Raw genomic sequence first — 25,274 nt, forward strand, 5'->3', positions numbered from 1 at the left:
ACAGAAGGATGAACACCGGTGTTGCGACGGAGTTGCAACGGGTACCTTGGGACACGACATGACGGTCATTACTGAAAGCCGCATCACCAGCGTGGTGCGGGCGGCAGAGGCGCTGCTGTCACACCGCGCCGGTTCCTCCGTTGTCCTCGACGACCCGGAGGACCTCGGGGGTAGCGGCCGTACGACGGTGGTCCGGGTGAGGGTGGCGCAGAACCCACTCAGCCTGGACCGTTCGCTGGTGATCAAGGCGCTGCCCGAGCACGAGGACCCACAGGCGTTCCACCGCGAGATCGCCTCGTACAAGTACGCCACCGCGCTCCCGAACGAGTCCCGGCCGGGTCCGCAGCTCATCGCCTCCGACCCCGACCAGCGCCTCATGGTGCTCTCCGACCTCGGCCACGGCCGGTCGATGCTCGAGTTCCTCGACGGCGTCGATCCGGTGGAGACCTCCCGCGCGGTGAGCGCCTGGGGTCAGGCCCTGGGACGGATGCACGCGGCGACCGTCGGCGGCGAGATCGACTTCGATGCCCTGGTCCGTCGCGGTCCGTCGGGCACGGAGGGCCGCGACATCCTCCGGGACGAGGCCCGACGCTCCGTCGAGGCGCTCGCCGGACATGCGGCCGCACTCGGCGTGCAGGTGCCGAACCGCGTGATCGAGGCTCTCGAGACCGCCGCCGCCCTGTTCGACGACGGTGAGCACCGCGCGTTCAGTCCGTCGGACGTCGGTCCCGAGAACATCATGCTCAACGACGACGGCGTGCAGTTCATGGATTACGAGTGGGGCGGTTTCCGCGACGCCACCCTCGACATCGCCTACGCCGTGGTGACCATGACCGCCCAGCTGCCGGCGCACGCCGCGGCACGCGCCACCGACCTCGAGGTGTCGATGGTCGACGCCTGGCGGTCGGAGGTGAACCCGATCTGGCCGACCCTCGCGCACGAGCGCGAGATGCAACGCAAGGTGCTCGTCGCCCGGCTGCTGTGGGTGTGGTTGTCCACCGCGTGGATGCTGCCCGCCGACTCCGACCTCGTCGACCCGGAGAACGCCGGCGCGGACGCCGACGCGAGCGTGGAGATCACCCCGTTCGATCCGGACCTGCAGAACTCTGCTGCGGGCACCCCGACGGAGAGTGCAGGCGGCTTCACCCACGACTGGGCACTGCACACCAACGACCCGCGTGTGCTCGTGTCGCGCTGGACCGACCTCGCGGCCGCCGCCGGTCGCGCCGGCGAGGACGAGATCGCCGACTTCGCGACTGCAACGGGTCTGGCGTTGCAGCGCATCTGGATGGCCTGATCGGCTCGTGGACGGATTGTTCGACCCGCCCGCGGATCCCCGGGCCGCCGGAGCCGGTGGGCCGACGTCCGGCGCCGACGGCCTGACCGCGGCTCCGAAGCCGACGGCACCGCTGGCGGTCCGGATGCGCCCGCAGACCCTCGACGAGATCGTCGGCCAGCAGCACCTGCTCGGCGACGGTTCGCCGTTGCGTCGGCTGATCAGCGGTGTGGGCGCGGCCTCGGTGCTGCTCTACGGTCCGCCCGGCACCGGCAAGACGACGATGGCGTCGCTGATCGCGCGTGCGACCGGCGGCCGGTTCGAGGCGTTGTCCGCGCTGTCGGCGGGAGTCAAAGAGGTGCGCGCGGTCATCGACATCGCCCGCCGTCGACTCATCGACGGCCAGCAGACCGTCCTGTTCATCGACGAGGTCCACCGCTTCTCCAAGACCCAGCAGGATGCGCTGCTCGATGCAGTCGAGAACCGGATCGTGCTGCTAGTGGCGGCGACCACCGAGAATCCGTCGTTCTCCGTGGTGGCGCCACTGCTGTCGCGGTCTCTCGTGCTGCAGTTGCGGTCCCTCACCGACGACGACATCCGTGAGGTCCTGACCAGGGCCGTCGGCGACCCGCGAGGCCTCGACGGCCAGGTCGAGGTCACCGAGGCCGCCTACGACCACCTGGTCGCGGTCGCCGGCGGCGACGCCCGGCGCGCATTGACCGCACTCGAGGCCAGCGCCGACTCGGCCACCCACGTCGACCTCGCCGACGTCGAGACCGCGATCGACCGGGCGGCGGTGCGCTACGACCGCGACGGCGACCAGCACTACGACGTGACCAGCGCGTTCATCAAGTCGATCCGCGGTTCCGATGTGGACGCCGCGGTGCACTACCTGGCGCGGATGATCGCGGCGGGGGAGGACCCGCGCTTCATCGCCCGGCGCCTGATGATCCACGCCAGCGAGGACATCGGGATGGCAGATCCCACCGCGCTGCAGACCGCGGTGGCCGCCGCGCAGGTGGTCAATCTCGTCGGTATGCCGGAGGCCAAGCTGGCCCTGACCCAGGCGACGATCCATCTGGCGACCGCACCGAAGTCGGCCGGCGTGGTGTCGGCGATCGGCGCGGCGCTCGCCGACGTCGAGGCGGGCAAGGCCCGGGCGGTGCCCGCCCACCTGCGTGACAGTCACTACGCGGGCGCCAAGAAGCTCGGCAACGGCGTCGCCTACCGGTATCCGCACGACCATCCCGACGGCGTGGTGCCGCAGCAGTACCCGCCCGACGAGCTCGTCGGCGTCGACTACTACGAGCCCACCGATCACGGGCTCGAACGCGAGATCGGGCCGCGCGTGGCACGCCTGAGATCCATTGTCCGGGGTGCCGTCACACGCCGCCGATCCCGCTGATCGCGCCGGATGCGCCGGGGATGACGCCCGGGACCGGTTCCGCGACGCGCCGACGGTACTCTGGGATGTCGCGACAACCAACGGCGAGGACGAGACCAACAGTGCAGACGCATGACATCCGGAAGCGTTTTCTGGACCACTTCATCAAGGCCGGCCACACCGAGGTGCCCAGCGCCTCGCTGCTGCTCGACGACCCCAACCTGCTGTTCGTCAACGCCGGCATGGTTCCGTTCAAGCCCTACTTCCTGGGCGAGCAGACCCCGCCGTACACCCGCGCGACAAGCGTCCAGAAGTGTGTGCGCACCCTCGACATCGACGAGGTCGGCATCACGACCCGCCACAACACCTTCTTCCAGATGGCGGGCAACTTCTCCTTCGGCGACTACTTCAAGCGCGAGGCCATCAACTTCGCCTGGACGCTGCTGACCAACAGCGTCGAAGACGGCGGCTACGGCATCGACCCGCAGAAGCTGTGGCCCACCGTCTATCTCGACGACGACGAGGCCGAGGCGATCTGGCGGGACGAGATCGGTGTGCCCGCCGAGCGCATCCAGCGTCGCGGCCTGAAGGACAACTACTGGTCGATGGGCGTCCCCGGCCCCTGTGGTCCGTGTTCGGAGATCTTCTACGACCGCGGCCCCGAGTACGGCATCGAGGGCGGCCCGGAGGCCGACGAGGACCGCTACATCGAGATCTGGAATCTCGTGTTCATGCAGAACGTCCGCGGCCCGGGCGGCGGCAAGGACAACTACGAGATCCTCGGGCCCCTGCCCAAGAAGAACATCGACACCGGCATGGGCGTCGAACGCGTGGCCTGCATCCTGCAGGGCGTCGACAACGTCTACGAGACCGACCTGCTCAAGCCGATCATCGACCTGGCCGCCGAGCTCACCGGCCGCACCTACGGCTCCGGATCGCATGCCGACGACGTGCGCTTCCGCGTGATCGCCGACCACGCCCGCACCTCGGCGTTGCTGATCGGCGACGGCGTGCTGCCCGGCAACGACGGTCGCGGCTACGTGCTGCGTCGCCTCCTGCGCCGCGTCGTCCGCTCGATGCGCCTGCTGGGCGCCGGTGACAACCAGGCGACCATGGGCACGATCATCGGCAAGGTCATCGACCTGATGGCCCCGTCGTACCCCGAGCTCGAGACCAAGCGCGCCGACATCGTGAAGGTCGCGGTGGGCGAGGAGACCTCCTTCGCCAAGACCCTCGCGGCCGGCTCCAAGCTGTTCGCCGACGCCGCGACCGCCACCAAGAAGTCGGCGAGCACCACCATCACCGGTGCCGACGCGTTCACCCTGCACGACACCTACGGCTTCCCGATCGACCTCACGCTCGAGATGGCGGCCGAGGCCGGACTCGAGGTCGACCAGGAGGGCTTCACCGCCCTGATGGCCGAGCAGAAGCAGCGCGCCAAGGCCGACGCGACCGCACGCAAGACCGGCCACGCCGACCTGAGCGTGTACCGCGATTTCCTCGACCGCGGACCCACCGAGTTCACCGGCTTCGACGAACTCGTCTCCGAGGCACGCGTTCTCGGTCTGGTCGCCGACGGCGCCCGGGTGCCCGTGGCGACCGCCGGGCAGGAACTCACCGTGGTGCTCGACCGCTCCCCGCTCTACGCCGAGTCCGGCGGCCAGATGGCCGACGTCGGCACCATCTCCACCGGTTCCGGTGTCCGACTGTCCGTGACCGACGTGCAGAAGCTCGGGAAGTCGGTGTGGCTGCACAAGGTCCGCGTGGACGAGGGCGAGATCGAGGAGGGCGACGAGGTCCTCGCCGCCGTCGACACCGCATGGCGCCACGGTGCCACGCAGGGCCACTCGGGCACCCACATGGTGCATGCCGCCCTGCGCGAGGTGCTCGGACCCGGTGCGACACAGGCGGGTTCGCTCAACCGTCCCGGCTACCTGCGCTTCGACTTCAACGCCAGCGGCCCGGTCACGGAGTCGCAGCGTCGGGAGATCGAGGAGATCGCGAACGCCGCGGTCGAGGCCAACTACCAGGTCAACACCTTCGAGACCGGACTGAACGAGGCCAAGGCGATGGGCGCGATGGCGCTCTTCGGCGAGAACTACGGCGACGTCGTGCGCGTCGTCGAGATCGGCGGCCCGTTCTCGATGGAGCTGTGCGGCGGCACGCATGTCGTGTCGTCGTCGCAGATCGGTCCGATCACCCTGATCGGCGAGTCCTCCGTCGGTTCCGGTGTGCGCCGCGTCGAGGCCTACGTCGGCATGGACTCGTTCCGCTTCCTGTCCAAGGAGCGTGCACTGCTCGCCGGTCTGGCGTCTTCGCTGAAGGTGCCCTCCGAGGAGGTGCCCGGACGCGTCGAACAACTCGTCACCAAGCTGCGCGACGCCGAGAAGGAACTCGCCCGGGTGCGCGCCGAGCAGGCGCAGGCGGCCGTGGCCGGTCTCCTCGACACCGCGACCACCGTGCGTTCCACGCTCGTGGTCGAGGGACGTGTCCCGGGACTCGACGCCAATGGATTGCGTTCGGTCGTCACCGATCTGCGCGGCCGGGTCGCCGACCGCCAGGCCGTGATCGCCCTGTTCTCGCCGAGCGGCGACGGACCGGATGCCAAGGTGCCCTTCGTGATCGCCACGACCGCCGCCGCCCGCGATGCCGGCATCAAGGCCGGTGACCTCGTCAAGGAGGTGGCACCGCTCGTCGGTGGACGCGGTGGCGGCAAGCCCGATCTCGCGCAGGGATCGGGAACCGAACCCGGCGGGATCGACGCCGCCCTGTCGCGTATCCGCGAGCTCGTCGGCTGATGCCGCTGCAACGAGGCCGCCGCCTCGGCATCGACGTCGGGAGCGTCCGGATCGGCGTCGCGGTCTGCGATCCCGACGGGATCCTCGCCACACCCGTGGAGACCGTCCGTCGAACACCTTCCGCCACAACCGATCTCGATCGGATCGTGGAACTGGTCGCCGAGTACGAGGCGATCGGGGTCGTCATCGGGCTGCCGAAGACGCTGAAGAACACCACCGGGGTCGCGGCGGAGACCGCGCGCGCCTTCGGCGATCGACTCGCCGAGCGCATCGCGCCGGCCGAGGTGCATTGGCAGGACGAACGATTCACCACCGTGACCGCGCAGCAGGCACTGCACGCGAGCGGCCGGACGGTGAAGTCATCTCGAGGGGTCATCGACCAAGCGGCCGCGGTAGCTATCCTTCAGGGATGGCTGGATGCGCGACGGTGAGTCCGATGGTCCCTCGACAGAGTCGGGAGGGGAGCCGGCGGTGACCGAAGAACGGCGTCGCACGCGACACCGGGACAGCCAGGGACGCCGTGCCGACGCGCACCAAAGCGGTGCCGAGGGCATGGATCCGGAGCGTCTGCGGTACTTCACGCAGCCCGGCGAGGGAGCGCCGCACACTCGGCATCGTCGCCGGCGTGCGGCCCCGCCCGCGCCGCCCGGAGAGCCCACACCCCCGGCCCAGGGTGGCCGGCCGGGTGGGATTCCGGGGCGTGCGCAGCCCGTGCGGATCCCGCCGGGCGGTCAGCCCCCACAACCGCCGCGCGTGCAGCAGGCGCCTCCGCCGCCGGCCGCCCCGCGTCGGCCCGTGCCGCCGCCACCGCCACCGCCTCAGGAGGCACCGCCTCAGGAGGCCCCCGACACCGACTTCCGGCTCGGACGCGAGGCCGAGCCGGAGTATGTCGAACCGCGGTACGACGGCGCGGAGTTCGCCGACGTCGACGCCCAGCCCGTGCACGACGCGCCCGCCTATGAGGAACCCGCCTATGAGGAACCCGCGTACACCGAGCCGGTGGCGACGACGCCGCGCGGCGTGCGTGGTCGCGACGAGGACGACTGGTGGCCGGGTGCCGACGAGGCGGAACCGGCGGCGGCGCCGCGACGTCCGCGCCGGCGCAACCGGGAGAACCAGAAGAAGCGCCGCGTGGTGCTGGCGCTGGCGATCGTGTTCATGCTCGCGCTCGTCGGCGGCGTCGGCTACTACGGTCTGCGCTCCATGGGAGTCCTGGAGTCGCGCAAGGACTACACCAACACCGCGGGCGCCAGCGACGTGATCGTCGACATCCCGGAGAACTCGACCCTGTCGGACTTCGGCCAGATCCTTCTCGACGCCGATGTCGTCGGCAGCATGCGTGCTTTCCTCGACGCCGCGGACGGCCAGCCCATGTCCGGCGGCCTCTACAAGATGCGGACCCAGATCCCGGCGTCGACCGCAGTGGAGATGCTCACCGACGACAGTGCCCAGCACCGCGTCGGTCGCGTGGTGATCCCGCCGGGTCTGCAGCTCGACTCCAAGACCGGCATCGACGACAAGATCACGCCGGGCATCTTCCAGCTGATCGAGGACGCCACGACGACCGAGATCAACGGTCAGCCCGAGGGTGTCACCGTCGCCCAGCTCGAGGAGGCGGCCGCCACCTCGACCCCCGAGGCGCTCGGCGTGCCGGACTGGGCGAAGGAGAACGTCGCGTCGATGACCGGCGACCATCGCCGCATCGAGGGTCTGATCGCGCCCACCACCTGGGAGCGCGTCGAACCCGATCACACCGCGGTCCAGATCCTCAACGAGATGATCACCAAGAGCGCGGCGATGTTCGACCAGTGGGGCCTGGTGGACAACAACAAGTCCGGGCTCTCGCCCTACGAGACGCTGATCGCCGCGTCGATCGTCGAACGCGAGGTGCGGCACGTCGAAGACGCGCCGAAGGTCGCCCGGGTCATCCGCAACCGACTCGACGAGGATCAGCGGCTCGAGATGGACTCGACGCAGAACTACACCGCCGCGGTCACCAACATCGACGTGCACGGTGAGGCCTACAAGGCCGACAACGAGTGGAACACCTACCGCTACAAGGGTCTTCCGCCGACCCCGATCGCGGCCGTGGGTGTACCCGCACTCGAGGCGATGCTCGACCCGGCCCCGGGTTCGTGGCTGTACTTCGTCACCGTCGACACCGCGGGCACCACGCTGTTCGCCGACACCTTCGAGGAACACAAGCGCAACCGCAACGTCGCCTGCAAGAACAAACTCGTGTCGACGGGATGCCAGTGACCCGTTCGCCCAACGGTGACCGACGCCGGGCGGCGGTGCTCGGTTCACCCATCGCGCACTCCAAGTCGCCTGCCGTCCACCTGGCCGCCTACCGGGCGCTGGGTCTCGACGACTGGACCTACGACCGGATCGAGTGCACGGCCGACCGATTGCCCGAGATCGTGTCCGGCGCGGCACCGGAGTTCATCGGGTTCTCGGTGACCATGCCGAACAAGCTGGCCGCGTTGGACTTCGCGACCGAGCGGACCGAACGGGCCGAGCTCGTCGGATCGGCGAACACCCTCGTCCGCATCGACGGCGGGTGGCGAGCCGACTGCACCGACATCGACGGCATGACCGGTGCGCTGGCCGAACTGGGCGTCGACGCCGACCTCGCCGCGGGGGCCGCGCCCGACGCGGTCGTGGTCGGTGCCGGCGGCACGGCGCTGCCGACGGTCATGGCACTCGCCGAGGTGGGAGTCTCGACGATCTCGGTCGTCGCGCGCGACGCCGGTCGGGCCGCGTCTGTGCTGGAACTGTGCGAGCGCCTCGGCATCGCCGGTGAGGTCATCCCGTTCGACGCCGGGACAGCGCTCGAAAACCGTTGCCGGGCAGCGTCTGTCGTGGTGTCGACGGTGCCCGCACCGGCGGCCGGGACGCTCGCGCCCGCAATCGCTCATGCGCGCAAGGTCGTCGACGTGATCTACGACCCCTGGCCGACGCCGCTCGCCGCCACCGTCGAGGCGGCCGGTGGCGCTGTCGTCGGGGGACTGGTCATGCTGCTGAACCAGGCCTTCCGTCAGGTCGAGCTGTTCACCGGGCTCCCGGCACCCCGCGAGGCGATGACGAAGGTGCTCATCCCCAACGCCTGAGGCTGTGGAGACCACCGGTCACTGTGTCGGCGATACGCGCGAAGCTCGGCACATGGTCGAACCCGCCATCCTGTTCTGGTTGCTCGCGATCGCGGTCACCGACGCACGCACCCGGCGCATCCCCAATGCGATGGTGTGGCCTGGACTCTGCGCGGTGGCGGCCGTCGCGATCGCCCAGCCTGCCGTAGGACTCGCCGCCGCGGCGGCGGCGACGCCGTACCTGCTGACGTTCACGATCGGATGGTGCGGCGGAGGTGACGTGAAGCTCGCCTTCGCCTGCGGCGGGCTCGCGCTGCGCTGGGACACCGCGATCGCGATGGTGGCGTGCGCCTCGCTCGTGACACTGGTGATCGCCCTCGTGAGTGTCGGGCGACATGCGCCACGACGGGGACACGCGCACGCCCCGGCGCTCGTCGGTGCGCTGATCTCCGTGTCCGATCTGGCCTGACGGCGCCCGCCCCACGACCGCTGTCGGGGAGTTGTGGGGCACATGGAACAATTGATCACTGTGCTGCGCTGGATAACTGCCGGAGAATCCCACGGACCCGCTTTGGTCGCCCTCGTCGAGGGCATGGTCGCCGGGGTCGAGGTGACCTCGTCGGACATCGCCGAACAGCTCGCCCGCCGTCGCCTCGGCTACGGTCGCGGCGCGCGGATGAAGTTCGAGGCCGACAAGGTCACCGTGATCGGTGGCGTGCGCCACGGACGCACGATGGGTGGCCCGGTCGCCATCGAGATCGGCAACACCGAATGGCCCAAGTGGGAGACCGTGATGGCGGCCGACCCGGTCGATCCCGCCGAACTCGAGGGCAGCGCCCGCAACGCGCCGCTGACCCGTCCGCGTCCCGGCCACGCCGACTACTCGGGCATGCTCAAGTACGGCTTCGACGATGCCCGTCCGGTTCTCGAACGCGCCAGTGCCCGCGAGACCGCGGCCCGCGTCGCCGCCGGCACCGTCGCCCGCAACTTCCTGCGTCAGGTCTTCGGCATCGAGGTCGTCTCGCACGTCATCTCGATCGGCGCGAGTGACCCCTACGTCGGCCCGCCGCCCCGCTACAGCGACGTCGAGGCCATCGACGCCAGCCCCGTCCGCGCCTTCGACGCCGCCGCCGAGAAGTCGATGATCGACGAGATCGAGGCCGCCAAGAAGGACGGCGACACCCTCGGCGGCGTCGTCGAGATCGTCGCCACCGGTGTGCCCGTCGGCCTCGGCTCGCACGTCAGCGGCGAGACCCGCCTCGATGCACGTCTGGCCGCCGCCCTCATGGGCATCCAGGCCATCAAGGGTGTCGAGGTCGGCGACGGCTTCACCACCGCCCGCCGCCGCGGCAGCGAGGCCCACGACGAGATGGTCCCCGGACCAGACGGTGTGCTGCGCTCGACCAACCGCGCGGGCGGCCTCGAGGGCGGCATGACCAACGGCGAGGACCTGCGCGTCCGCATCGCGATGAAGCCCATCTCGACGGTGCCGCGCGCGCTGTCGACGGTCGACATGGAGACGGGGGAGACCGCCAGCGCGATCCACCAGCGCTCCGACGTGTGCGCCGTACCCGCGGCCGGTGTGGTCGCCGAGGCCATGGTGGCGCTCGTCGTGGCCCAGGCGGCACTGGACAAGTTCGGCGGCGATTCGGCCACCGAGACCGCCACCAACCTCGGCGCCTACCTGACTGCCGTCCACGCGCGCCCGCCGCGCCCATGACCCAGGCGCCGACCCCCACACGGGCGACCACGGGGCGACGCCCCAGCGCCGTGCTGATCGGCTTCATGGGCGCCGGCAAGTCGACCGTCGGGCGTCTGCTCGCCGACCGCCTCGGGGTCGACTTCGTCGACACCGACATCGAACTGGTCCGGCGCACGGGGCGCTCCATCCCGGAGATCTTCGAATCCGACGGGGTCGACGGCTTCCGCACGATCGAGGAGAACGTCGTCTGCGACGTCCTCGACAATCACGGCGGGGTGGTCTCGCTCGGCGGGGGCGCGGTCACCACGGCGGGTGTCCGCGACGCGCTGGCCGACCAGCGGGTGGTCTACCTGCGCGTCAGCCCCGAACGCGGCTACGAGCGGGTATCCGGCACCGACCGGCCGCTGCTGGCCACCGAGGACCCGGCCGCCCGCTATGCGGAACTGCTCGCCGAACGCACCGACATCTACTCGTCGGTGTGCACCTTCGAGGTCGACGCCGACGCCGCCCCGGACGCCGTCGCCGACGCCATCGTCTCCGAACTCGCCCGCGAACTCGACGTGAGGACACCAGAATGACCGACACCGAACCCGTTGCGATCCGCGTCAACGCGGGTGCGCCCTACGATGTGACGATCGGGCGCGGGCTGCTCGGCGAGGTCGCCGACGCCGCCGCCGGCGCCGACCGCATCGCGATCCTGTACCAGCCGCCGCTGAACAAGACCGCCGAACAGATCCGGGAATTCTTGGCGGACAAGGGTTTCGACGCCCACCGCATCGAGATCCCGGACGCCGAGGCGGGTAAGGACCTCTCGGTCGCCGCCTTCTGCTGGGAGGTCTTCGGCCGGATCGGTCTCAAGCGCAACGACAAGGTCATCAGCCTCGGCGGCGGCGCCGCGACCGACGTCTCCGGATTCGTCGCCGCCACCTGGATGCGCGGCATCGGCGTCATCCATGTCCCGACCACGCTGCTGGCGATGGTCGACGCCGCGGTCGGCGGCAAGACCGGCATCAACACCGAGGCGGGCAAGAACCTCGTCGGCTCGTTCCACGAACCCGACGCGGTACTCATCGACATCGGCACCCTCGAGACCGTGCCCCGCAACGAGATCGTCGCGGGGCTCGCCGAGGTCATCAAGACCGGTTTCATCGCCGATCCCAGCATCCTCGACATCATCGAGGCCGACCCGGAGGCTGCGCTCGACCCCACGAGCCCGGTCCTCCCGGATCTGATACGCCGCTCGGTGCAGGTGAAGGCCGACGTCGTCTCGGCCGATCTCAAGGAGTCCTCGCTGCGCGAGATCCTCAACTACGGCCACACCCTGGGCCACGCGATCGAGCGCCGCGAGCGGTACCGCTGGCGTCACGGCGCCGCGGTGTCGGTGGGCCTGGTGTTCGCCGCCGAGCTGGCCCGCCTGGCCGGACGTCTCGACGACGCGACCGCCGACCGCCACAAGTCGGTGCTGGAGCTCGTCGGCCTGCCGACGACCTACGATCCCGATGCCTTCCCCGACCTGCTCGAGGGGATGGCGGGGGACAAGAAGAACCGTTCCGGTGTGCTGCGGTTCGTCGTGCTCGACGGGCTGGCCAAGCCGGGCCGTCTCGAGGGACCTGATCCGGGCCTCCTCGCCGCCGCCTACTCGGCCGTCGCGGGCGGGGCGGGCAAGAGCACGTCGGTCCTGCTCTAGGCGACACTCGCGAAGACGAACGAACCCCACGACCTCGAGGTCGTGGGGTTCGTCGTCGGTCGGAGTGGGCTACTGGGCGGCCGCGTCGGCGTGACGGTCCTCGTGGACCGACCAGTCGTCCTCGGGGGCGCCCTTGTTCTGGTCCCGGCGGATCAGCCAGCGGCCGATGGCCGCACCGACGAACGCCGGGACGAACACCAGCAGCCCGGTGAACGAGGCGCCCGCGATCAGCTCGACGAACAGGCCGGCCTGGCCGATGCCGGCGAGGACCGTGTTGCCGAGGATCCAGGAGATCAGCCCGGCGATGACACCGGCCATGACACCCGCCTTGAGCCAGCGGACGGTGAGATCCTCGTAGTCGTCCGGATCGGGATTGGCGCGGGCATCGCGGATACCGTCGAAACCGCCCCAGACCAGGGCGATCAGGACGACCGCCGCAATGGTGACGGTGCGCCACACGGTGGAGTTCAGCGGGGCCTCGACCACCGCGACACCGAGCAGGATTCGGGCGAGGACGTGAACGGCGGTCATCGTCAGACCGCGTACCAACCACGAAGACATGCGCGTCATACTACGCATCTGTGCCGTGATCGCCGACACACCCGGTCGATCAGGCCGGTCCAGCGTGCCGGGTTCGCACTGGGCGACGTCCCGCCGTAGCGTTGCTCGGGTGCCGATCATCCACGACACAGCAGCCCGGCGCGACCGGCTGCGGAACCAGTTACGCGAGCGTCCCGACACCGAGCAGGTGTCGGCGTTCGTGGTCTCCGACCTCGTCAACGTCCGCTACCTGACCGGCTTCACGGGCTCCAACGCGGCGGTCCTCATCGACGTGTCCGATCCCGCGGGGGACCGGATCGCCACCGACGGCCGCTACATCACCCAGGTCGCCGCGCAGGTCCCGGACGTGGAGTCCGTCATCGAACGGGCCTGCGTACCGGCGCTGGTCGCCCACGCGCGGACCGCGGGTGCGTCGCGGATCGGCTTCGAGGCCGACGCCGAGACCGTCGCCGGCCACCGTGCCCTGACCGCGTCCATCGAGGACTCCGGCGTCGAACTGGTCGGCCTCACCGGCGTCGTCCAGGCTCTGCGCTCGGTCAAGGACGCGGGGGAGATCGCGCTGCTGCGTGCCGCCTGCGCGATCGGCGACGCCGCCCTCGCCCAGATCATCGCCGACGGCGTCCTGCGTGCCGGCAACACCGAACGCCAGGCCGCCCGTGCACTGGAGTTCGAGATGTACCGCCTGGGCGCCGACGGCATCGCCTTCGAGACCATCGTGGCCGCCGGTGCGCATTCGGCGATCCCGCATCACCGGCCCACCCACACCGCGCTGGCCGACGGCGATCTCCTGAAGATCGACTTCGGCGCGGTCGTCGGCGGTTACCACTCCGACATGACCCGTACCTTCGTGTTGCGCCGCGCCGCGGACTGGCAACGCGACATCTACGACCTCGTCGCCACCGCGCAGGCCGCCGGCCGGGCGGCCCTGCGTCCCGGTGCGGACCTCCGGGAGGTGGACGCCGCCGCGCGCGAAGTCATCGCCGACGCGGGGCACGGCGATCACTACGTGCACGGCCTCGGCCACGGCGTGGGCCTCGAGATCCACGAAGCGCCGGGAATCGGCAAACTCGCGGCGGGTACACTGCCATGCGGTGCTGCGGTCACCGTGGAGCCCGGTGTGTACCTACCCGGATGGGGTGGGGTCAGGATCGAGGACACCCTGGTCGTCACACAAGGCGACCCGGAACTGTTGACCACCACCGACAAGACATTCACCGTCATCTGACTGCAAGGGAAGAAACACCACATGGCGACCACCGCCGATTTCAAGAACGGCCTCGTGCTGCGCATGGACGACCAGCTCTGGCAGATCCAGGAGTTCCAGCACGTCAAGCCGGGCAAGGGCCCCGCGTTCGTGCGCACCAAGATCAAGAACGTGCTGAGCGGCAAGACTGTCGACAAGACCTTCAACGCCGGCGTCAAGGTCGAGACCGCCACCGTCGACCGTCGGGACATGACCTTCCTGTACAACGACGGCACAGACTACGTCTTCATGGACGCACAGGACTACGAGCAGTTCTCGCTGCCGCCGGCCGTCGTCGGCGACGGCGCACGCTTCCTGCTGGAGAACATGACCGTGCAGGTCTCGCTCAACGAGGGCAACCCGCTGTTCGTCGAGCTCCCGGTCACCGTCGAGCTCATCGTCGCCCAGACCGACCCGGGTCTGCAGGGTGACCGCTCCACCGGCGGCACCAAGCCCGCCACGCTCGAGACCGGTGCCGAGATCCAGGTGCCCCTGTTCATCAACACCGGTGACAAGCTCAAGGTCGACTCGCGTGACGGCAGCTACCTCGGCCGCGTCAACTCCTGACCTGTGAAACAACCCGGAACCCGACACAAGGCGCGGCGGCGCGCGGTCGACCTTCTCTTCGAGGCCGAGGCCAAGAAGGTCAGCCCCGCGCAGCTCGTCGCCGAACGCCGTGAATACGTCCGCAGGGACGAGAGCGTCGGCTCGATCCACGACTACACCGCCACGGTGATCAACGGGCTCGCCGACGACCAGGATCAGATCGACGCGGTCATCTCGTCCCATCTGCGGGAGTGGACGTTGGAGCGTCTGCCCGCCGTCGACCGCGCCATCATGCGCCTGGCGACCTGGGAGCTGTTCAACTCGCTCGACGTCGACACCATCGTGGTGGTCGACGAGGCGGTCGAGCTCGCCAAGGAGCTGTCCACCGACGACTCGCCGGCCTTCGTCAACGGCGTGCTCGCCAAGATCGCCGAGCTCGCGCCGCAGGTCCGTGCCGCCGCGTCCGCCGAGCCGCGGCCGTCGGGTGACGCCGAGTAGTAGCGAAGATCTCATGCCATCGGTCCCGGTCGTGTTTGCGACCGGGACCGCTTGCTGTGGCGCAGGTCGCTGGAATTCGTCTGTCTCGCGACGCGGTGTAAAGTGTCGCAAGACAGACATCCTTTAACGATCCGTCCTGCGAGGCGGAGAAGGAGGTCGGCTTTGGCCAGCCCCGCCCCCAGGGTGCTGCTCGATGCCGCTGACGTGTCGCGCACGATTGCTCGTGTCGCACACCAGGTGATCGAGAAGACAGCTCTGGACTCGCCCGACGCCCCGCGCGTCGTTCTCATCGGAATCCCCACTCGCGGAACGTCTCTCGCGACCCGATTGGGTTCCAAGATCGGCGAGTTCGCCAACGTCGAGGTGCCGGTCGGCTACCTCGACATCACTCTCTACCGCGACGATCTGCGCGGTAAGCCCCATCGCCCGCTCGAACGGACCATGGTCCCGGCCGGCGGCGTCGACGGCGCGATCGTGATCCTCGTCGACGACGTGCTCTACTCCGGACGCACGGTCCGCGCTGCACTCGACGCGCTGCGTGACCTCGGCCGCCCCGCCGCGGTCCAGCTCGCGGTGCTGGTGGATCGCGGTCACCGCGAACTGCCGCTGCGCGCAGACTATGTCGGCAAGAACATCCCCACCGCTCGCGACGAGCAGGTGTCGGTGCACCTCACCGAACACGACGGGATCGACCAGGTCGTCCTGAGTTCGGCTGCGAATACCGCTGCCGCCGAGGGTGATTCCTGATGCGGCATCTCCTCTCCACGCAGGACCTCAGTCGCGACGAGGCCACCGCGCTGCTCGACGACGCCGAGCGTTTCGAGCAGGCGCTGACGGGCCGCGAGGTCCGCAAGCTGCCGACGCTGCGCGGCCGCACCGTCATGACGGTGTTCTACGAGAACTCGACCCGCACCCGCGTCTCCTTCGAGGTCGCCGGCAAGTGGATGAGCGCCGACGTGATCAACGTCAGCGCCTCGAGTTCCTCTGTGGGCAAAGGCGAATCGCTGCGGGACACGGTCAAGACCCTGCACGCCGCAGGCGCCGACGCCCTGATCGTCCGGCACCCGGCGTCGGGCGCGCCCGCCCAGATCGCCGACTGGACCACCGATTCCGACGGCGAGGGCCCGGCCATCATCAACGCCGGCGACGGCACGCACGAGCATCCGACCCAGGCACTGCTCGATGCGCTCACCCTGCGCCAGCGGCTCGGTTCGCTGGACGGGCGCCGCATCGCGATCGTCGGCGACGTGGTGCACTCGCGGGTCGCGCGGTCCAACGCGCACCTGCTGTCGACCCTCGGCGCCGAGGTCGTCCTCGTCGCCCCGCCGACCCTGCTCCCGGCGGGAGTGGGCGAGTGGCCGGTCACCGTCTCGGGCAACCTCGACGCCGAACTGCCGTCGGTCGATGCGGTCATGATGCTGCGGGTGCAGGCCGAGCGCATGAACGGCGGGTTCTTCCCGAGCGCCCGGGAGTACTCGGTCCGCTTCGGTCTCAACGACCGCCGCCTCGCGATGCTCTCCGACGACGCGGTCGTGCTGCACCCCGGCCCGATGCTGCGCGGCATGGAGATCGGCTGGTCGGTCGCCGATTCGCCGAAGGCCACCGTCCTCGAACAGGTCCGCAACGGCGTGCACGTCCGCATGGCGGTGCTCTTCCGCCTCCTCGTCGGCTCCGACTCGGCGGGAGCCCAGCTGTGACGCCGAGTACGCCCACCCTCAGCACGTCAGGAGTTCGCAAGTGACCGCCCCGGCAACCGGAACCGTCCTGCTCGCCGATGTTCGCCCCTACGGCGAAGGCGAGCCGGTCGACGTTCTCGTCGTCGACGGTGTGATCACCGAGATCGGCGCGGGACTGTCCGCACCCGAGGACGCCGAGCGCATCGAGGGCAGGGGCGGGGTCCTGCTGCCCGGTTTCGTCGACCTCCACACACATCTGCGCGAACCCGGCCGCGAGGACACCGAGACCATCCGGTCCGGCTCCGAGGCGGCCGCCCTGGGCGGGTACACTGCGGTCTTCGCGATGGCCAACACCAGCCCGGTCGCCGACAACTCGACCGTCACCGACAACGTCTGGCGCTCCGGCCGCGAGGTGGGCCTCGTCGACGTGTACCCCGTGGGTGCGGTCACGGTCGGACTCGAGGGCAAGCAGCTCGCCGAGATGGGCATGATGAACGCCGGTGCCGCGGGCGTGCGGATGTTCAGCGACGACGGCAAGTGCGTCTACGACCCGCTGCTCATGCGCCGCGCCCTCGAGTACGCGACCGGCCTGGGCGTACTCATCGCCCAGCATGCCGAGGAGCCGCGCCTGACCGTCGGAGCCGTCGCCAACGAGGGCCCGACCGCATCCCGGCTGGGTCTCGCCGGCTGGCCGCGTGCCGCCGAGGAGTCGATCGTCATCCGTGACGCGCTGCTCGCCCGCGATGCCGGCGCGCGCATCCACATCTGCCACGCCTCGACCGAGGGCACCGTCGAACTGTTGCGCTGGGCCAAGGACCAGGGGATCGCGATCACCGCAGAGGTGACCCCGCACCACCTGCTCCTCGACGACTCGCGTCTCGAAACATATGACCCGGTCAACAAGGTCAATCCACCGCTGCGCGAGGTCCGTGACAAGGAAGCCCTGCGCCAGGCCTTGGCGGATGGGATCGTCGACTGTGTGGCCACCGACCATGCGCCGCACGCCGCGCAGGAGAAGTGCTGCGAGTTCGCCCAGGCCAAGCCGGGCATGCTCGGGCTGCAGACCGCGCTGCCGATCGTCGTCGAGACGCTGGTGAAGCCGGGCTTCCTCGACTGGCGCGGCGTCGCACGGGTGATGAGCGAGCGGCCCGCGCAGATCGTCGAGCTGACCGATCAGGGCCGCCCGATCGAGGTCGGCGAGCCGGCCAACCTCACCGTCGTCGACCCGGACACCTCGTGGGTGGTCCGCGGCGACGAACTGGCCAGCCTGTCGCGCAACACTCCGTTCGAGGAGATGACGATGCCGGCGACCATCACCGCCACCGTCCTGCGCGGCGTGGTCACCACCCGCGAGGGCCGGGTGACCCGATGAGCGAGGAGTCCCGGCGCGGACTGGTCCCGGGCGTCTTCCTCATCCTCGTGGCCGCGTCGCTCTTCACCACCTGGCTCGGCTACGGCAGGTTCGTGTTCAACGCGTGGTTCATCGGCGTGTGCGTGCTGATCGTGATCAGCCTGCTGTCGATGTTCTACCTGCTGATCACCGGCAACAAGAAGAAGCAGGCGGCACAGGCCGAGCTCATCGGCGAACTGCCGCCCACCCCGGCCGATCTCGGGGCGGAGCAACGCGGCCCCGACACCGGCCTCTACCTCGGCAGCACCATGGCGCCGAGCTGGCAGAACCGCGTGGTCGTGGGAGACATCTCCGACCGCGCGTCGGCGACGATCGCCGAGTTCGCGGAGGGAATCCTCATCTCCCGACAGGGTGCGAGCGACATCTGGATTCCGCGCGCGGCGATCACGGCGGTACGCACCGAACGCGGTATCGCGGGCAAGGTGATGAGCGCCGACGGTGTCCTGGTGATCCGATGGGTCCTGCCCAGCGGCACCGAGATCGACACGGGAATCCGCGCCGACGACAAATCGATTTATCCCGGCTGGGTGAACGCCTTTGCCGGGCAGCATGACAGTGGACAGGGGACACAGGAATGAACACAGCGGTCTTGGTGCTGGAGAACGGCCAGGTGTTCACCGGCCGGAGCTTCGGCGCAGTGGGCGAGACCCTCGGTGAAGCGGTGTTCTGCACCGCGATGACCGGCTACCAGGAGACCCTGACCGACCCGAGTTACCACCGGCAGATCGTCGTGGCCACCGCGCCTCAGATCGGCAACACCGGCTGGAACACCGAGGACGGCGAGAGCACCGGCAGCGCGGGCAGCACCGGGGTCGAGGGCGACTCCGGCAAGATCTGGGTGGCCGGATATGCGGTGCGCAATCCCACGCGTCGCGTCTCCAACTGGCGCGCCACCACCTCGCTCGAGGACGAGCTCGTCAAGCAGGGGATCGTCGGCATCGGCGGGATCGACACCCGCACCGTGGTCCGCATCCTCCGCGACCACGGCTCGATGAAGGCCGGCATCTTCTCGGGGCCGGCCCTGGCCGACACCGACGAACTCGTCGGCCGGGTCCGCAACCAGCCGGACATGAAGGGCGCCAAGCTCGCCGACGAGGTCACCACCTCCGACGGGTACGTCGTGGAGCCGGTCGATCAGCACCGGTTCACCGTCGCGGCCATCGACCTCGGGATCAAGACCAACACCCCGCGCATGTTCGCCGAGCGCGGCGTCCGCACGCATGTGCTGCCGTCGAACATCGCGCTCGACGCGATCGCCGACCTCAAGCCCGACGGCGTGTTCCTGTCGAACGGTCCCGGTGACCCGGCGACCGCCGACGACGTCGTGGAGCTCACCCGCGGTGTCCTCGGCCGCGATCTGCCGCTGTTCGGTATCTGCTTCGGCAACCAGATCCTGGGCCGGGCCCTCGGCCGGTCCACCTACAAGATGAAGTTCGGGCACCGGGGCATCAACATCCCGGTTGTCGACCATGCCACCGGCAAGGTCTCGATCACCTCGCAGAACCACGGCTTCGCACTCGAGGGTGAGGCGGGGGAGGAGTTCGACTCCGACTTCGGCCGCGCACGGGTCAGCCATGTCTGCGCCAACGACGGAACCGTGGAGGGCCTCGAGCTGCTCTCCGGCCGCGCCTTCTCCGTGCAGTACCACCCGGAGGCGGCCGCCGGGCCCCACGACGCCGCGTATCTGTTCGACAAATTCGTCACCCTGCTCGAGGGTGACCGTGCGCAAGGAGCGAGTGCCTGATGCCGCGCCGCGAAGACATCAACCACGTCCTGGTCATCGGCTCCGGCCCGATCGTCATCGGTCAGGCCTGTGAATTCGACTACTCGGGCACCCAGGCCTGCCGCGTGCTCAAGGCCGAGGGCCTGCGCGTCAGCCTGGTGAACTCCAACCCGGCGACGATCATGACCGACCCGGAGTTCGCCGACGCCACCTACATCGAGCCGATCACGGCCGAGTTCGTGGAGAAGGTGATCGAGGCCGAGCGCGACGCCGGCCATCCCATCGACGCCGTGCTCGCCACCCTCGGCGGGCAGACCGCGCTGAACACCGCGGTTGCGCTGCACGATCGCGGCTCGCTGGAGAAGTACGGCATCGAGCTGATCGGCGCCGACTTCGACGCCATCCAGCGCGGCGAGGACCGCCAGATGTTCAAGGACATCGTGGAGAAGGTCGGCGGCGAGAGTGCTCGCTCCCGCGTCTGCCACACCATGGACGAGGTCCGCGACACCGTGGCCGAGCTCGGTTTCCCGGTCGTCGTGCGGCCGTCGTTCACCATGGGTGGTCTCGGTTCGGGCATGGCCTACGACGACGCCGATCTCGAGCGGATCGCCGGCGGCGGTCTCGCCGCGTCGCCGACGGCCAACGTCCTCATCGAGGAGTCGATCCTCGGGTGGAAGGAATACGAGCTCGAGCTCATGCGCGACAACCGCGACAACGTCGTGGTCGTCTGCTCGATCGAGAACCTCGATCCGGTCGGCGTGCACACCGGCGACTCGGTGACCGTCGCCCCGGCGATGACCCTGACCGACCGCGAGTACCAGATCATGCGTGATCTCTCGATCGACATCCTGCGCGAGGTCGGCGTCGACACCGGCGGCTGCAACATCCAGTTCGCCCAGGACCCGCGCGACGGTCGCCTCGTCGTCATCGAGATGAATCCGCGGGTGTCGCGGTCGTCGGCCCTGGCGTCGAAGGCCACCGGCTTCCCGATCGCCAAGATCGCCGCGAAGCTGGCCATCGGCTACAGCCTCGACGAGATCGTCAACGACATCACCAAGGAGACCCCGGCCTGCTTCGAGCCCACGCTCGACTACGTCGTGGTCAAGGCGCCGCGGTTCGCGTTCGAGAAGTTCCCCGGCGCCGACGACACGCTGACCACCACGATGAAGTCGGTGGGCGAGGCCATGAGCCTCGGCCGCAGCTTCGCCGAGGCGCTCGGCAAGGTCATGCGTTCGCTGGAGACCAAGGCCGGCGGGTTCTGGGTGGAGGCCAACCGGCCCGACCCGAAGACCGTCGACCTGCCCGCGCTGCTCGAGGAGATCAAGACGCCCAAGGACGGGCGTCTGTACAAGCTGATGCTGGCCTTCGACGCCGGCGCCACCATCGAGCAGCTCTACGAGGCCACCGCGATCGACCCGTGGTTCCTGGCCGAGATCGGCGGCATCGCCGCACTCGGCGCGGAGATCCGCGACGCCGACACCCTCGACGAGGCGCTGCTGCGCGAGGCGAAGTCGAACGGCTTCTCCGACCGTCAGATCGCCGCTCTCCGTTCGGAATTCGAGGACGAGGCCGCGGTGCGCGCGCATCGTCTGTCGCTCGGTGTGCGGCCGGTCTACAAGACCGTGGACACCTGTGCGGCCGAGTTCGAGGCGAAGACGCCGTACCACTACTCGACCTACGAGCTCGATCCCGCGGCGACCAGCGAGATCGCGCCGCAGCCGGATCGTCCGAAGGTGCTGATCCTCGGTTCGGGCCCCAACCGCATCGGTCAGGGCATCGAGTTCGACTACTCGTGTGTCCACGCCGCGCTCACCCTGAGCGAGGCCGGGTACGAGACCGTGATGGTCAACTGCAACCCGGAGACGGTCTCGACCGACTACGACACCGCCGATCGTCTGTACTTCGAGCCGTTGACCTTCGAGGACGTGCTCGAGGTCTACTACGCCGAATCCCAGTCGGGCACCGTCGCCGGTGTCATCGTGCAGCTCGGCGGCCAGACCCCGCTGGGTCTCGCACGCCGGCTCGAGGAGGCGGGTGTCCCGATCGTCGGCACCAGCCCGGCCGCCATCGACCTCGCCGAGGACCGCGGCGAGTTCGGCAAGGTCCTCACCGAGGCCGGCCTCCCGGCCCCGGCGTTCGGTACCGCGACCAGCTTCGCCGAGGCCCGCGACACCGCCGCCCGCATCGGGTACCCGGTGCTGGTGCGTCCGTCGTACGTGCTCGGTGGGCGCGGCATGGAGATCGTTTACGACGAGAAGTCCCTGGAGGACTACATCTCTCGTGCCACCGAGCTCACCCCCGACCACCCGGTGCTCGTCGACCGCTTCCTCGAGGACGCGGTGGAGATCGACGTCGACGCCCTGTGCGACGGCGACGAGGTCTTCATCGGCGGCGTGATGGAGCACATCGAGGAGGCCGGTATCCACTCCGGTGACTCCGCGTGTGCACTGCCGCCGGTCACCCTCGGTCGCGCCGACCTCGAGATGGTCCGCACCTCCACCGAGGCGCTCGCCAAGGGCATCGGGGTGAAGGGTCTGCTCAACGTCCAGTACGCACTCAAGGACGACGTCCTCTACGTGCTCGAGGCGAACCCGCGTGCGAGCCGCACGGTTCCGTTCGTCTCCAAGGCGACCGCGGTGCCGCTGGCCAAGGCCTGTGCCCGCGTGATGCTCGGCTCGTCGATCGCGGACCTGCGGGAGCAGGGCATCCTGCCGAAGACCGGCGACGGCGGCGAGGCCCCCTCGACCGCGCCGATCTCGGTGAAGGAAGCGGTCCTGCCGTTCAACCGGTTCCGTCGCGAGGACGGCAGCGGTGTCGACAACCTGCTCAGCCCTGAGATGAAGTCCACCGGTGAGGTCATGGGCATCGACGCCGACTTCGGTCGCGCGTTCGCCAAGTCGCAGACCGCCGCCTACGGATCGCTGCCCACCAGCGGCAAGATCTTCGTCTCGGTCGCCAACAAGGACAAGCGTGCGCTGATCTTCCCGGTCAAGCACCTCGCGGACCTCGGCTTCGAGATCCTGGCCACCGAGGGTACTGCGGACGTGTTGCGCCGCAACGGAATCAAGTGCGAGACCGTGCTCAAGCACTTCGAGGCCGCCGAGGGGCAGCGCACCGTCGTGGACATCATCCGCGCCGGTGAGGTCACCATGGTGATCAACACCCCGTACGGCAACTCGGGCCCGCGTGTCGACGGCTACGAGATCCGCAGTGCAGCCGTCTCGGTCAACATCCCGTGCATCACCACGGTGCAGGGCGCCAGTGCCGCGGTGCAGGGCATCGAGGCCGCGATCAACGGTGACGTCGCGGTGCGCTCGATCCAGCGACGCCACGCGGACATGGCCGGCCGGTCATGACGGAGGCGTCCGGTTTCGGCGCCCGCTACCGGCGGGTGACGGCCGAACGCGGACGCCTGTGCGCGGGCATCGACCCGCATGCGGCGCTGCTGACCGACTGGGGCCTGGACGTGTCCGTCGACGGGTTGTCCCGTTTCGCCGACATCTGCGTCGAGGCGCTGGCCCCGTCGGCGGCGGTCATCAAGCCGCAGGTCGCCTTCTTCGAGCCGTTCGGTGCCGCGGGTTTCGCAGTGCTCGAACGGGTCATCGCGGGTTGCCGCGAGGCCGGTGCCCTGGTGATCGCCGACGCCAAACGCGGTGACATCGGCTCGACCATGTCTGCCTACGCGCAGGCCTGGTTGGCCGATGCCTCACCGTTGTGCGCCGACTCGGTGACCGCCTCGCCCTACCTCGGATACGAATCGCTGCGTCCCGCGCTGGATCTGGCCCGTGAGGGCCGGCGTGGCGTGTTCGTGCTGGCCCGAACGTCGAACCCGGAGGGTGGCGACGTGCAGAAGGCCGTGACAGAGAAGACCCCGGCGGGGGAGCGGACGGTCGCCCAGTCCATCGTCGACGCCGCGGCGGCCGAGAATGCCGACGGCACGGCCACGGTCGGTCTCGTCGTGGGCGCCACTCGCGAGCACGGACTCGACCTCGCCGACCTGAACGGCCCGATCCTGGCGCCGGGTCTGGGCGCTCAGGGAGCCACCGCCGAGGATCTGAAGGTCGTCTTCGACGGTGCCGACCCGGCCTGGGTGCTCCCGGCGAGTTCACGTGGCGTGCTCCGCGCAGGTCCCGACGTCGCCGCACTGCGGAACGCGTTCGTACAGGCGCGGGACGAGGTCGAGGCCGCGCTCGGCTGACGCCGAGGTGGCCGGGGGAGCCCGCGACACGCTCGAACCGCGATCGAATTCCGCGCGGATCTGGTCACATCACTCCAGTCACATCTGTCTCAGGGTGTGAATCGCGCGATCGCATGTATTTCGCATGGCTATCGACCTCCGTTGCCAGTGTCGCTGCTGTGACCTGCAGGTTCGGTGCAAAAGCCGTAGTCAGAGCGTTGCAACGATGAGTGAAGCGTCGATGTGGCGGAGCGAACCACCGCGGTGCACTACAACATGAGAAAACACCGCGAAAACGGGGGGTCGCGCTCGCAAATGCCTGATCACGTGGGTACGGTCGCATTCGCCGCCAACAATCGGTGATGCCGGACGGGTCCCCACCCGACCGCATCGTTGCGAATACGACGCAGCGTCACCAGTGTGGCAACAGCCGTCGGACGCCCCCGGGCGGACGATGACAGTCCCAATCAAGAACGAAAGACGGAGGAACCCGTGGCCCTTCCCCAGTTGACTGACGAGCAGCGCGCCGCTGCGTTGGAGAAGGCAGCTGCCGCTCGTCGCGTCCGCGCGGAGCTCAAGGAGCGCCTGAAGCGCGGTGGCACCGATCTCCAGCAGGTGCTCAAGGATGCCGAGAACGACGAGATCCTGGGCAAGATGAAGGTCTCGGCACTGCTCGAGGCCCTGCCCAAGGTCGGCAAGGTCAAGGCTCAGGAGATCATGACCGAGCTGGAGATCGCTCCGACCCGCCGCCTGCGCGGTCTCGGCGACCGTCAGCGCAAGGCTCTGCTCGAGAAGTTCAGCTCCTGAGCGTGAGCATTGCAACCGAACACGGCAGCGTGACGAGCTCGTGGGACCGGCGGTGACCAACCGGCCGGATACCGCGGGAGCCGCACGCACGAGGGGTCGACTGATCGTCTTGGTCGGCCCCTCGGCCGTCGGCAAGTCCACCGTGGTCGCCAAGGTGCGCGCCGCGTTGCCCGACCTGTACTTCAGCGTCTCGGCGACCACCCGCGCACCGCGCCCCGGTGAGGTCGACGGCCGCGACTACTACTTCGTCTCCGCTGCGGACTTCGACAAGATGATCGCCGGTGACGAGCTCCTGGAGTGGGCGGAAATCCACGGTGGCCTGCAGCGATCGGGTACCCCGCTCGCGCCCGTCCTCGCGGCTCTGGAGGCCGGCAAGCCCGTGCTGGTGGAGGTCGACCTCGTCGGTGCGCGCAATGTCGTCGCCCGATTGCCCGAGGCGACCACCGTCTTCCTCGCACCGCCGAGCTGGGACGAACTGGTGGCCCGGCTGACCGGTCGCGGCACCGAGAGCCCCGAGGCGATCGAGCGCCGGCTGGCCACCGCGAAGGTCGAGATGGCCGCCCGTGACGAGTTCGACCACGTCATCGTGAACAGCGAAGTCGACCGAGCGGCCTCCGACTTGGTATCCTTGCTGGTCGGACCTGAGCAGCCCACCGCGCCCGCGACCTGACCAGCCTCTCTGACATCCCAGACCTC

Annotated in this window: 23 protein-coding genes; 22 read left to right on the forward strand and 1 reads right to left on the reverse strand. The window is 69.3% G+C overall.

What is annotated here, in order from left to right; genetic code table 11:
* Positions 1-58: 58 nt before the first annotated feature.
* The 10 genes from OK17_RS04890 to aroB all read left to right on the forward strand — a co-directional run bounded on the left by OK17_RS04890 (position 59) and on the right by aroB (position 11,936).
* Positions 59-1,297, forward strand: a complete 1,239-nt coding sequence (locus OK17_RS04890; RefSeq protein ID WP_461416835.1) for a hypothetical protein — start codon at positions 59-61, stop codon at positions 1,295-1,297.
* Positions 1,298-1,304: 7 nt separating this feature from the next.
* Positions 1,305-2,681, forward strand: coding sequence for a replication-associated recombination protein A (locus tag OK17_RS04895; protein ID WP_461416836.1), 1,377 nt, complete (start codon positions 1,305-1,307; stop codon positions 2,679-2,681).
* Positions 2,682-2,782: 101 nt separating this feature from the next.
* The gene (gene alaS / locus OK17_RS04900; protein WP_461416837.1) at positions 2,783-5,458 is read left to right on the forward strand and encodes an alanine--tRNA ligase; all 2,676 of its coding nucleotides are present in this window, start codon (positions 2,783-2,785) and stop codon (positions 5,456-5,458) included.
* Positions 5,458-5,889 carry a Holliday junction resolvase RuvX gene (gene ruvX, locus OK17_RS04905; RefSeq protein WP_119032412.1) on the forward strand — a complete coding sequence of 144 codons (432 nt, stop codon included), beginning with the start codon at positions 5,458-5,460 and terminating at the stop codon, positions 5,887-5,889. The genes alaS and ruvX overlap by 1 nt, the downstream gene beginning before the upstream one ends.
* The gene (mltG, locus tag OK17_RS04910; RefSeq protein WP_461416838.1) at positions 5,876-7,717 is read left to right on the forward strand and encodes an endolytic transglycosylase MltG; all 1,842 of its coding nucleotides are present in this window, start codon (positions 5,876-5,878) and stop codon (positions 7,715-7,717) included. Before ruvX ends, mltG begins: the two co-directional genes overlap by 14 nt.
* Positions 7,714-8,568 (forward strand): shikimate dehydrogenase, encoded by an 855-nt coding sequence (locus tag OK17_RS04915; RefSeq protein ID WP_232719505.1) that lies wholly within the window; start codon positions 7,714-7,716, stop codon positions 8,566-8,568. Before mltG ends, OK17_RS04915 begins: the two co-directional genes overlap by 4 nt.
* 52 nt (positions 8,569-8,620) lie before the next feature.
* Positions 8,621-9,016: a prepilin peptidase gene (locus tag OK17_RS04920; protein ID WP_461416839.1), complete on the forward strand. Its 396-nt coding sequence runs from the start codon at positions 8,621-8,623 to the stop codon at positions 9,014-9,016.
* 42 nt (positions 9,017-9,058) lie between these two features.
* Positions 9,059-10,267, forward strand: coding sequence for a chorismate synthase (gene aroC, locus OK17_RS04925; protein ID WP_461416840.1), 1,209 nt, complete (start codon positions 9,059-9,061; stop codon positions 10,265-10,267).
* The gene (locus OK17_RS04930) at positions 10,264-10,827 is read left to right on the forward strand and encodes a shikimate kinase (protein ID WP_461416841.1); all 564 of its coding nucleotides are present in this window, start codon (positions 10,264-10,266) and stop codon (positions 10,825-10,827) included. Before aroC ends, OK17_RS04930 begins: the two co-directional genes overlap by 4 nt.
* On the forward strand, positions 10,824-11,936 hold the full coding sequence (gene aroB, locus OK17_RS04935) for a 3-dehydroquinate synthase (RefSeq protein ID WP_461416842.1): 1,113 nt from the start codon (positions 10,824-10,826) through the stop codon (positions 11,934-11,936). The genes OK17_RS04930 and aroB overlap by 4 nt, the downstream gene beginning before the upstream one ends.
* Before the next feature lie 69 nt (positions 11,937-12,005).
* Here the strand turns inward: aroB and OK17_RS04940 are convergent, their stop codons facing one another.
* Positions 12,006-12,497 carry a B-4DMT family transporter gene (locus OK17_RS04940; protein ID WP_461416844.1) on the reverse strand — a complete coding sequence of 164 codons (492 nt, stop codon included), beginning with the start codon at positions 12,495-12,497 and terminating at the stop codon, positions 12,006-12,008.
* A gap of 109 nt (positions 12,498-12,606) precedes the next feature.
* On the opposite strand from OK17_RS04940, the gene OK17_RS04945 reads away from it, so the two are divergent.
* The 12 genes from OK17_RS04945 to gmk all read left to right on the forward strand — a co-directional run bounded on the left by OK17_RS04945 (position 12,607) and on the right by gmk (position 25,248).
* A complete protein-coding gene (locus OK17_RS04945) occupies positions 12,607-13,722 on the forward strand; it encodes a M24 family metallopeptidase (protein WP_461416845.1) in 1,116 nt (371 codons plus the stop codon).
* Positions 13,723-13,743: 21 nt separating this feature from the next.
* Positions 13,744-14,307 (forward strand): elongation factor P, encoded by a 564-nt coding sequence (gene efp / locus OK17_RS04950; protein ID WP_005197124.1) that lies wholly within the window; start codon positions 13,744-13,746, stop codon positions 14,305-14,307.
* A 3-nt stretch (positions 14,308-14,310) separates the two neighbouring features.
* Complete coding sequence (nusB, locus tag OK17_RS04955) at positions 14,311-14,784, forward strand: transcription antitermination factor NusB (RefSeq protein WP_461416846.1); 474 nt, start codon at positions 14,311-14,313, stop codon at positions 14,782-14,784.
* A gap of 162 nt (positions 14,785-14,946) precedes the next feature.
* Positions 14,947-15,531 carry a bifunctional pyr operon transcriptional regulator/uracil phosphoribosyltransferase PyrR gene (pyrR, locus tag OK17_RS04960; RefSeq protein WP_232719359.1) on the forward strand — a complete coding sequence of 195 codons (585 nt, stop codon included), beginning with the start codon at positions 14,947-14,949 and terminating at the stop codon, positions 15,529-15,531.
* Positions 15,531-16,481 carry an aspartate carbamoyltransferase catalytic subunit gene (locus OK17_RS04965; RefSeq protein WP_461416847.1) on the forward strand — a complete coding sequence of 317 codons (951 nt, stop codon included), beginning with the start codon at positions 15,531-15,533 and terminating at the stop codon, positions 16,479-16,481. Before pyrR ends, OK17_RS04965 begins: the two co-directional genes overlap by 1 nt.
* Before the next feature lie 40 nt (positions 16,482-16,521).
* The gene (locus OK17_RS04970) at positions 16,522-17,832 is read left to right on the forward strand and encodes a dihydroorotase (RefSeq protein WP_461416848.1); all 1,311 of its coding nucleotides are present in this window, start codon (positions 16,522-16,524) and stop codon (positions 17,830-17,832) included.
* Positions 17,829-18,449, forward strand: coding sequence for a PH-like domain-containing protein (locus OK17_RS04975; protein WP_461416849.1), 621 nt, complete (start codon positions 17,829-17,831; stop codon positions 18,447-18,449). The genes OK17_RS04970 and OK17_RS04975 overlap by 4 nt, the downstream gene beginning before the upstream one ends.
* Complete coding sequence (gene carA, locus OK17_RS04980; RefSeq protein WP_232719355.1) at positions 18,446-19,615, forward strand: glutamine-hydrolyzing carbamoyl-phosphate synthase small subunit; 1,170 nt, start codon at positions 18,446-18,448, stop codon at positions 19,613-19,615. Before OK17_RS04975 ends, carA begins: the two co-directional genes overlap by 4 nt.
* Positions 19,615-22,950 carry a carbamoyl-phosphate synthase large subunit gene (carB, locus tag OK17_RS04985; protein WP_461416850.1) on the forward strand — a complete coding sequence of 1,112 codons (3,336 nt, stop codon included), beginning with the start codon at positions 19,615-19,617 and terminating at the stop codon, positions 22,948-22,950. Before carA ends, carB begins: the two co-directional genes overlap by 1 nt.
* Positions 22,947-23,792 carry an orotidine-5'-phosphate decarboxylase gene (gene pyrF / locus OK17_RS04990; RefSeq protein ID WP_461416851.1) on the forward strand — a complete coding sequence of 282 codons (846 nt, stop codon included), beginning with the start codon at positions 22,947-22,949 and terminating at the stop codon, positions 23,790-23,792. The genes carB and pyrF overlap by 4 nt, the downstream gene beginning before the upstream one ends.
* A gap of 471 nt (positions 23,793-24,263) precedes the next feature.
* Complete coding sequence (mihF, locus tag OK17_RS04995) at positions 24,264-24,578, forward strand: integration host factor, actinobacterial type (protein ID WP_004021989.1); 315 nt, start codon at positions 24,264-24,266, stop codon at positions 24,576-24,578.
* A gap of 40 nt (positions 24,579-24,618) precedes the next feature.
* The gene (gene gmk, locus OK17_RS05000) at positions 24,619-25,248 is read left to right on the forward strand and encodes a guanylate kinase (RefSeq protein ID WP_461416852.1); all 630 of its coding nucleotides are present in this window, start codon (positions 24,619-24,621) and stop codon (positions 25,246-25,248) included.
* The last annotated feature ends 26 nt before the right edge of the window (positions 25,249-25,274 follow it).

Source organism: Gordonia sp. GN26 (assembly GCF_054823965.1).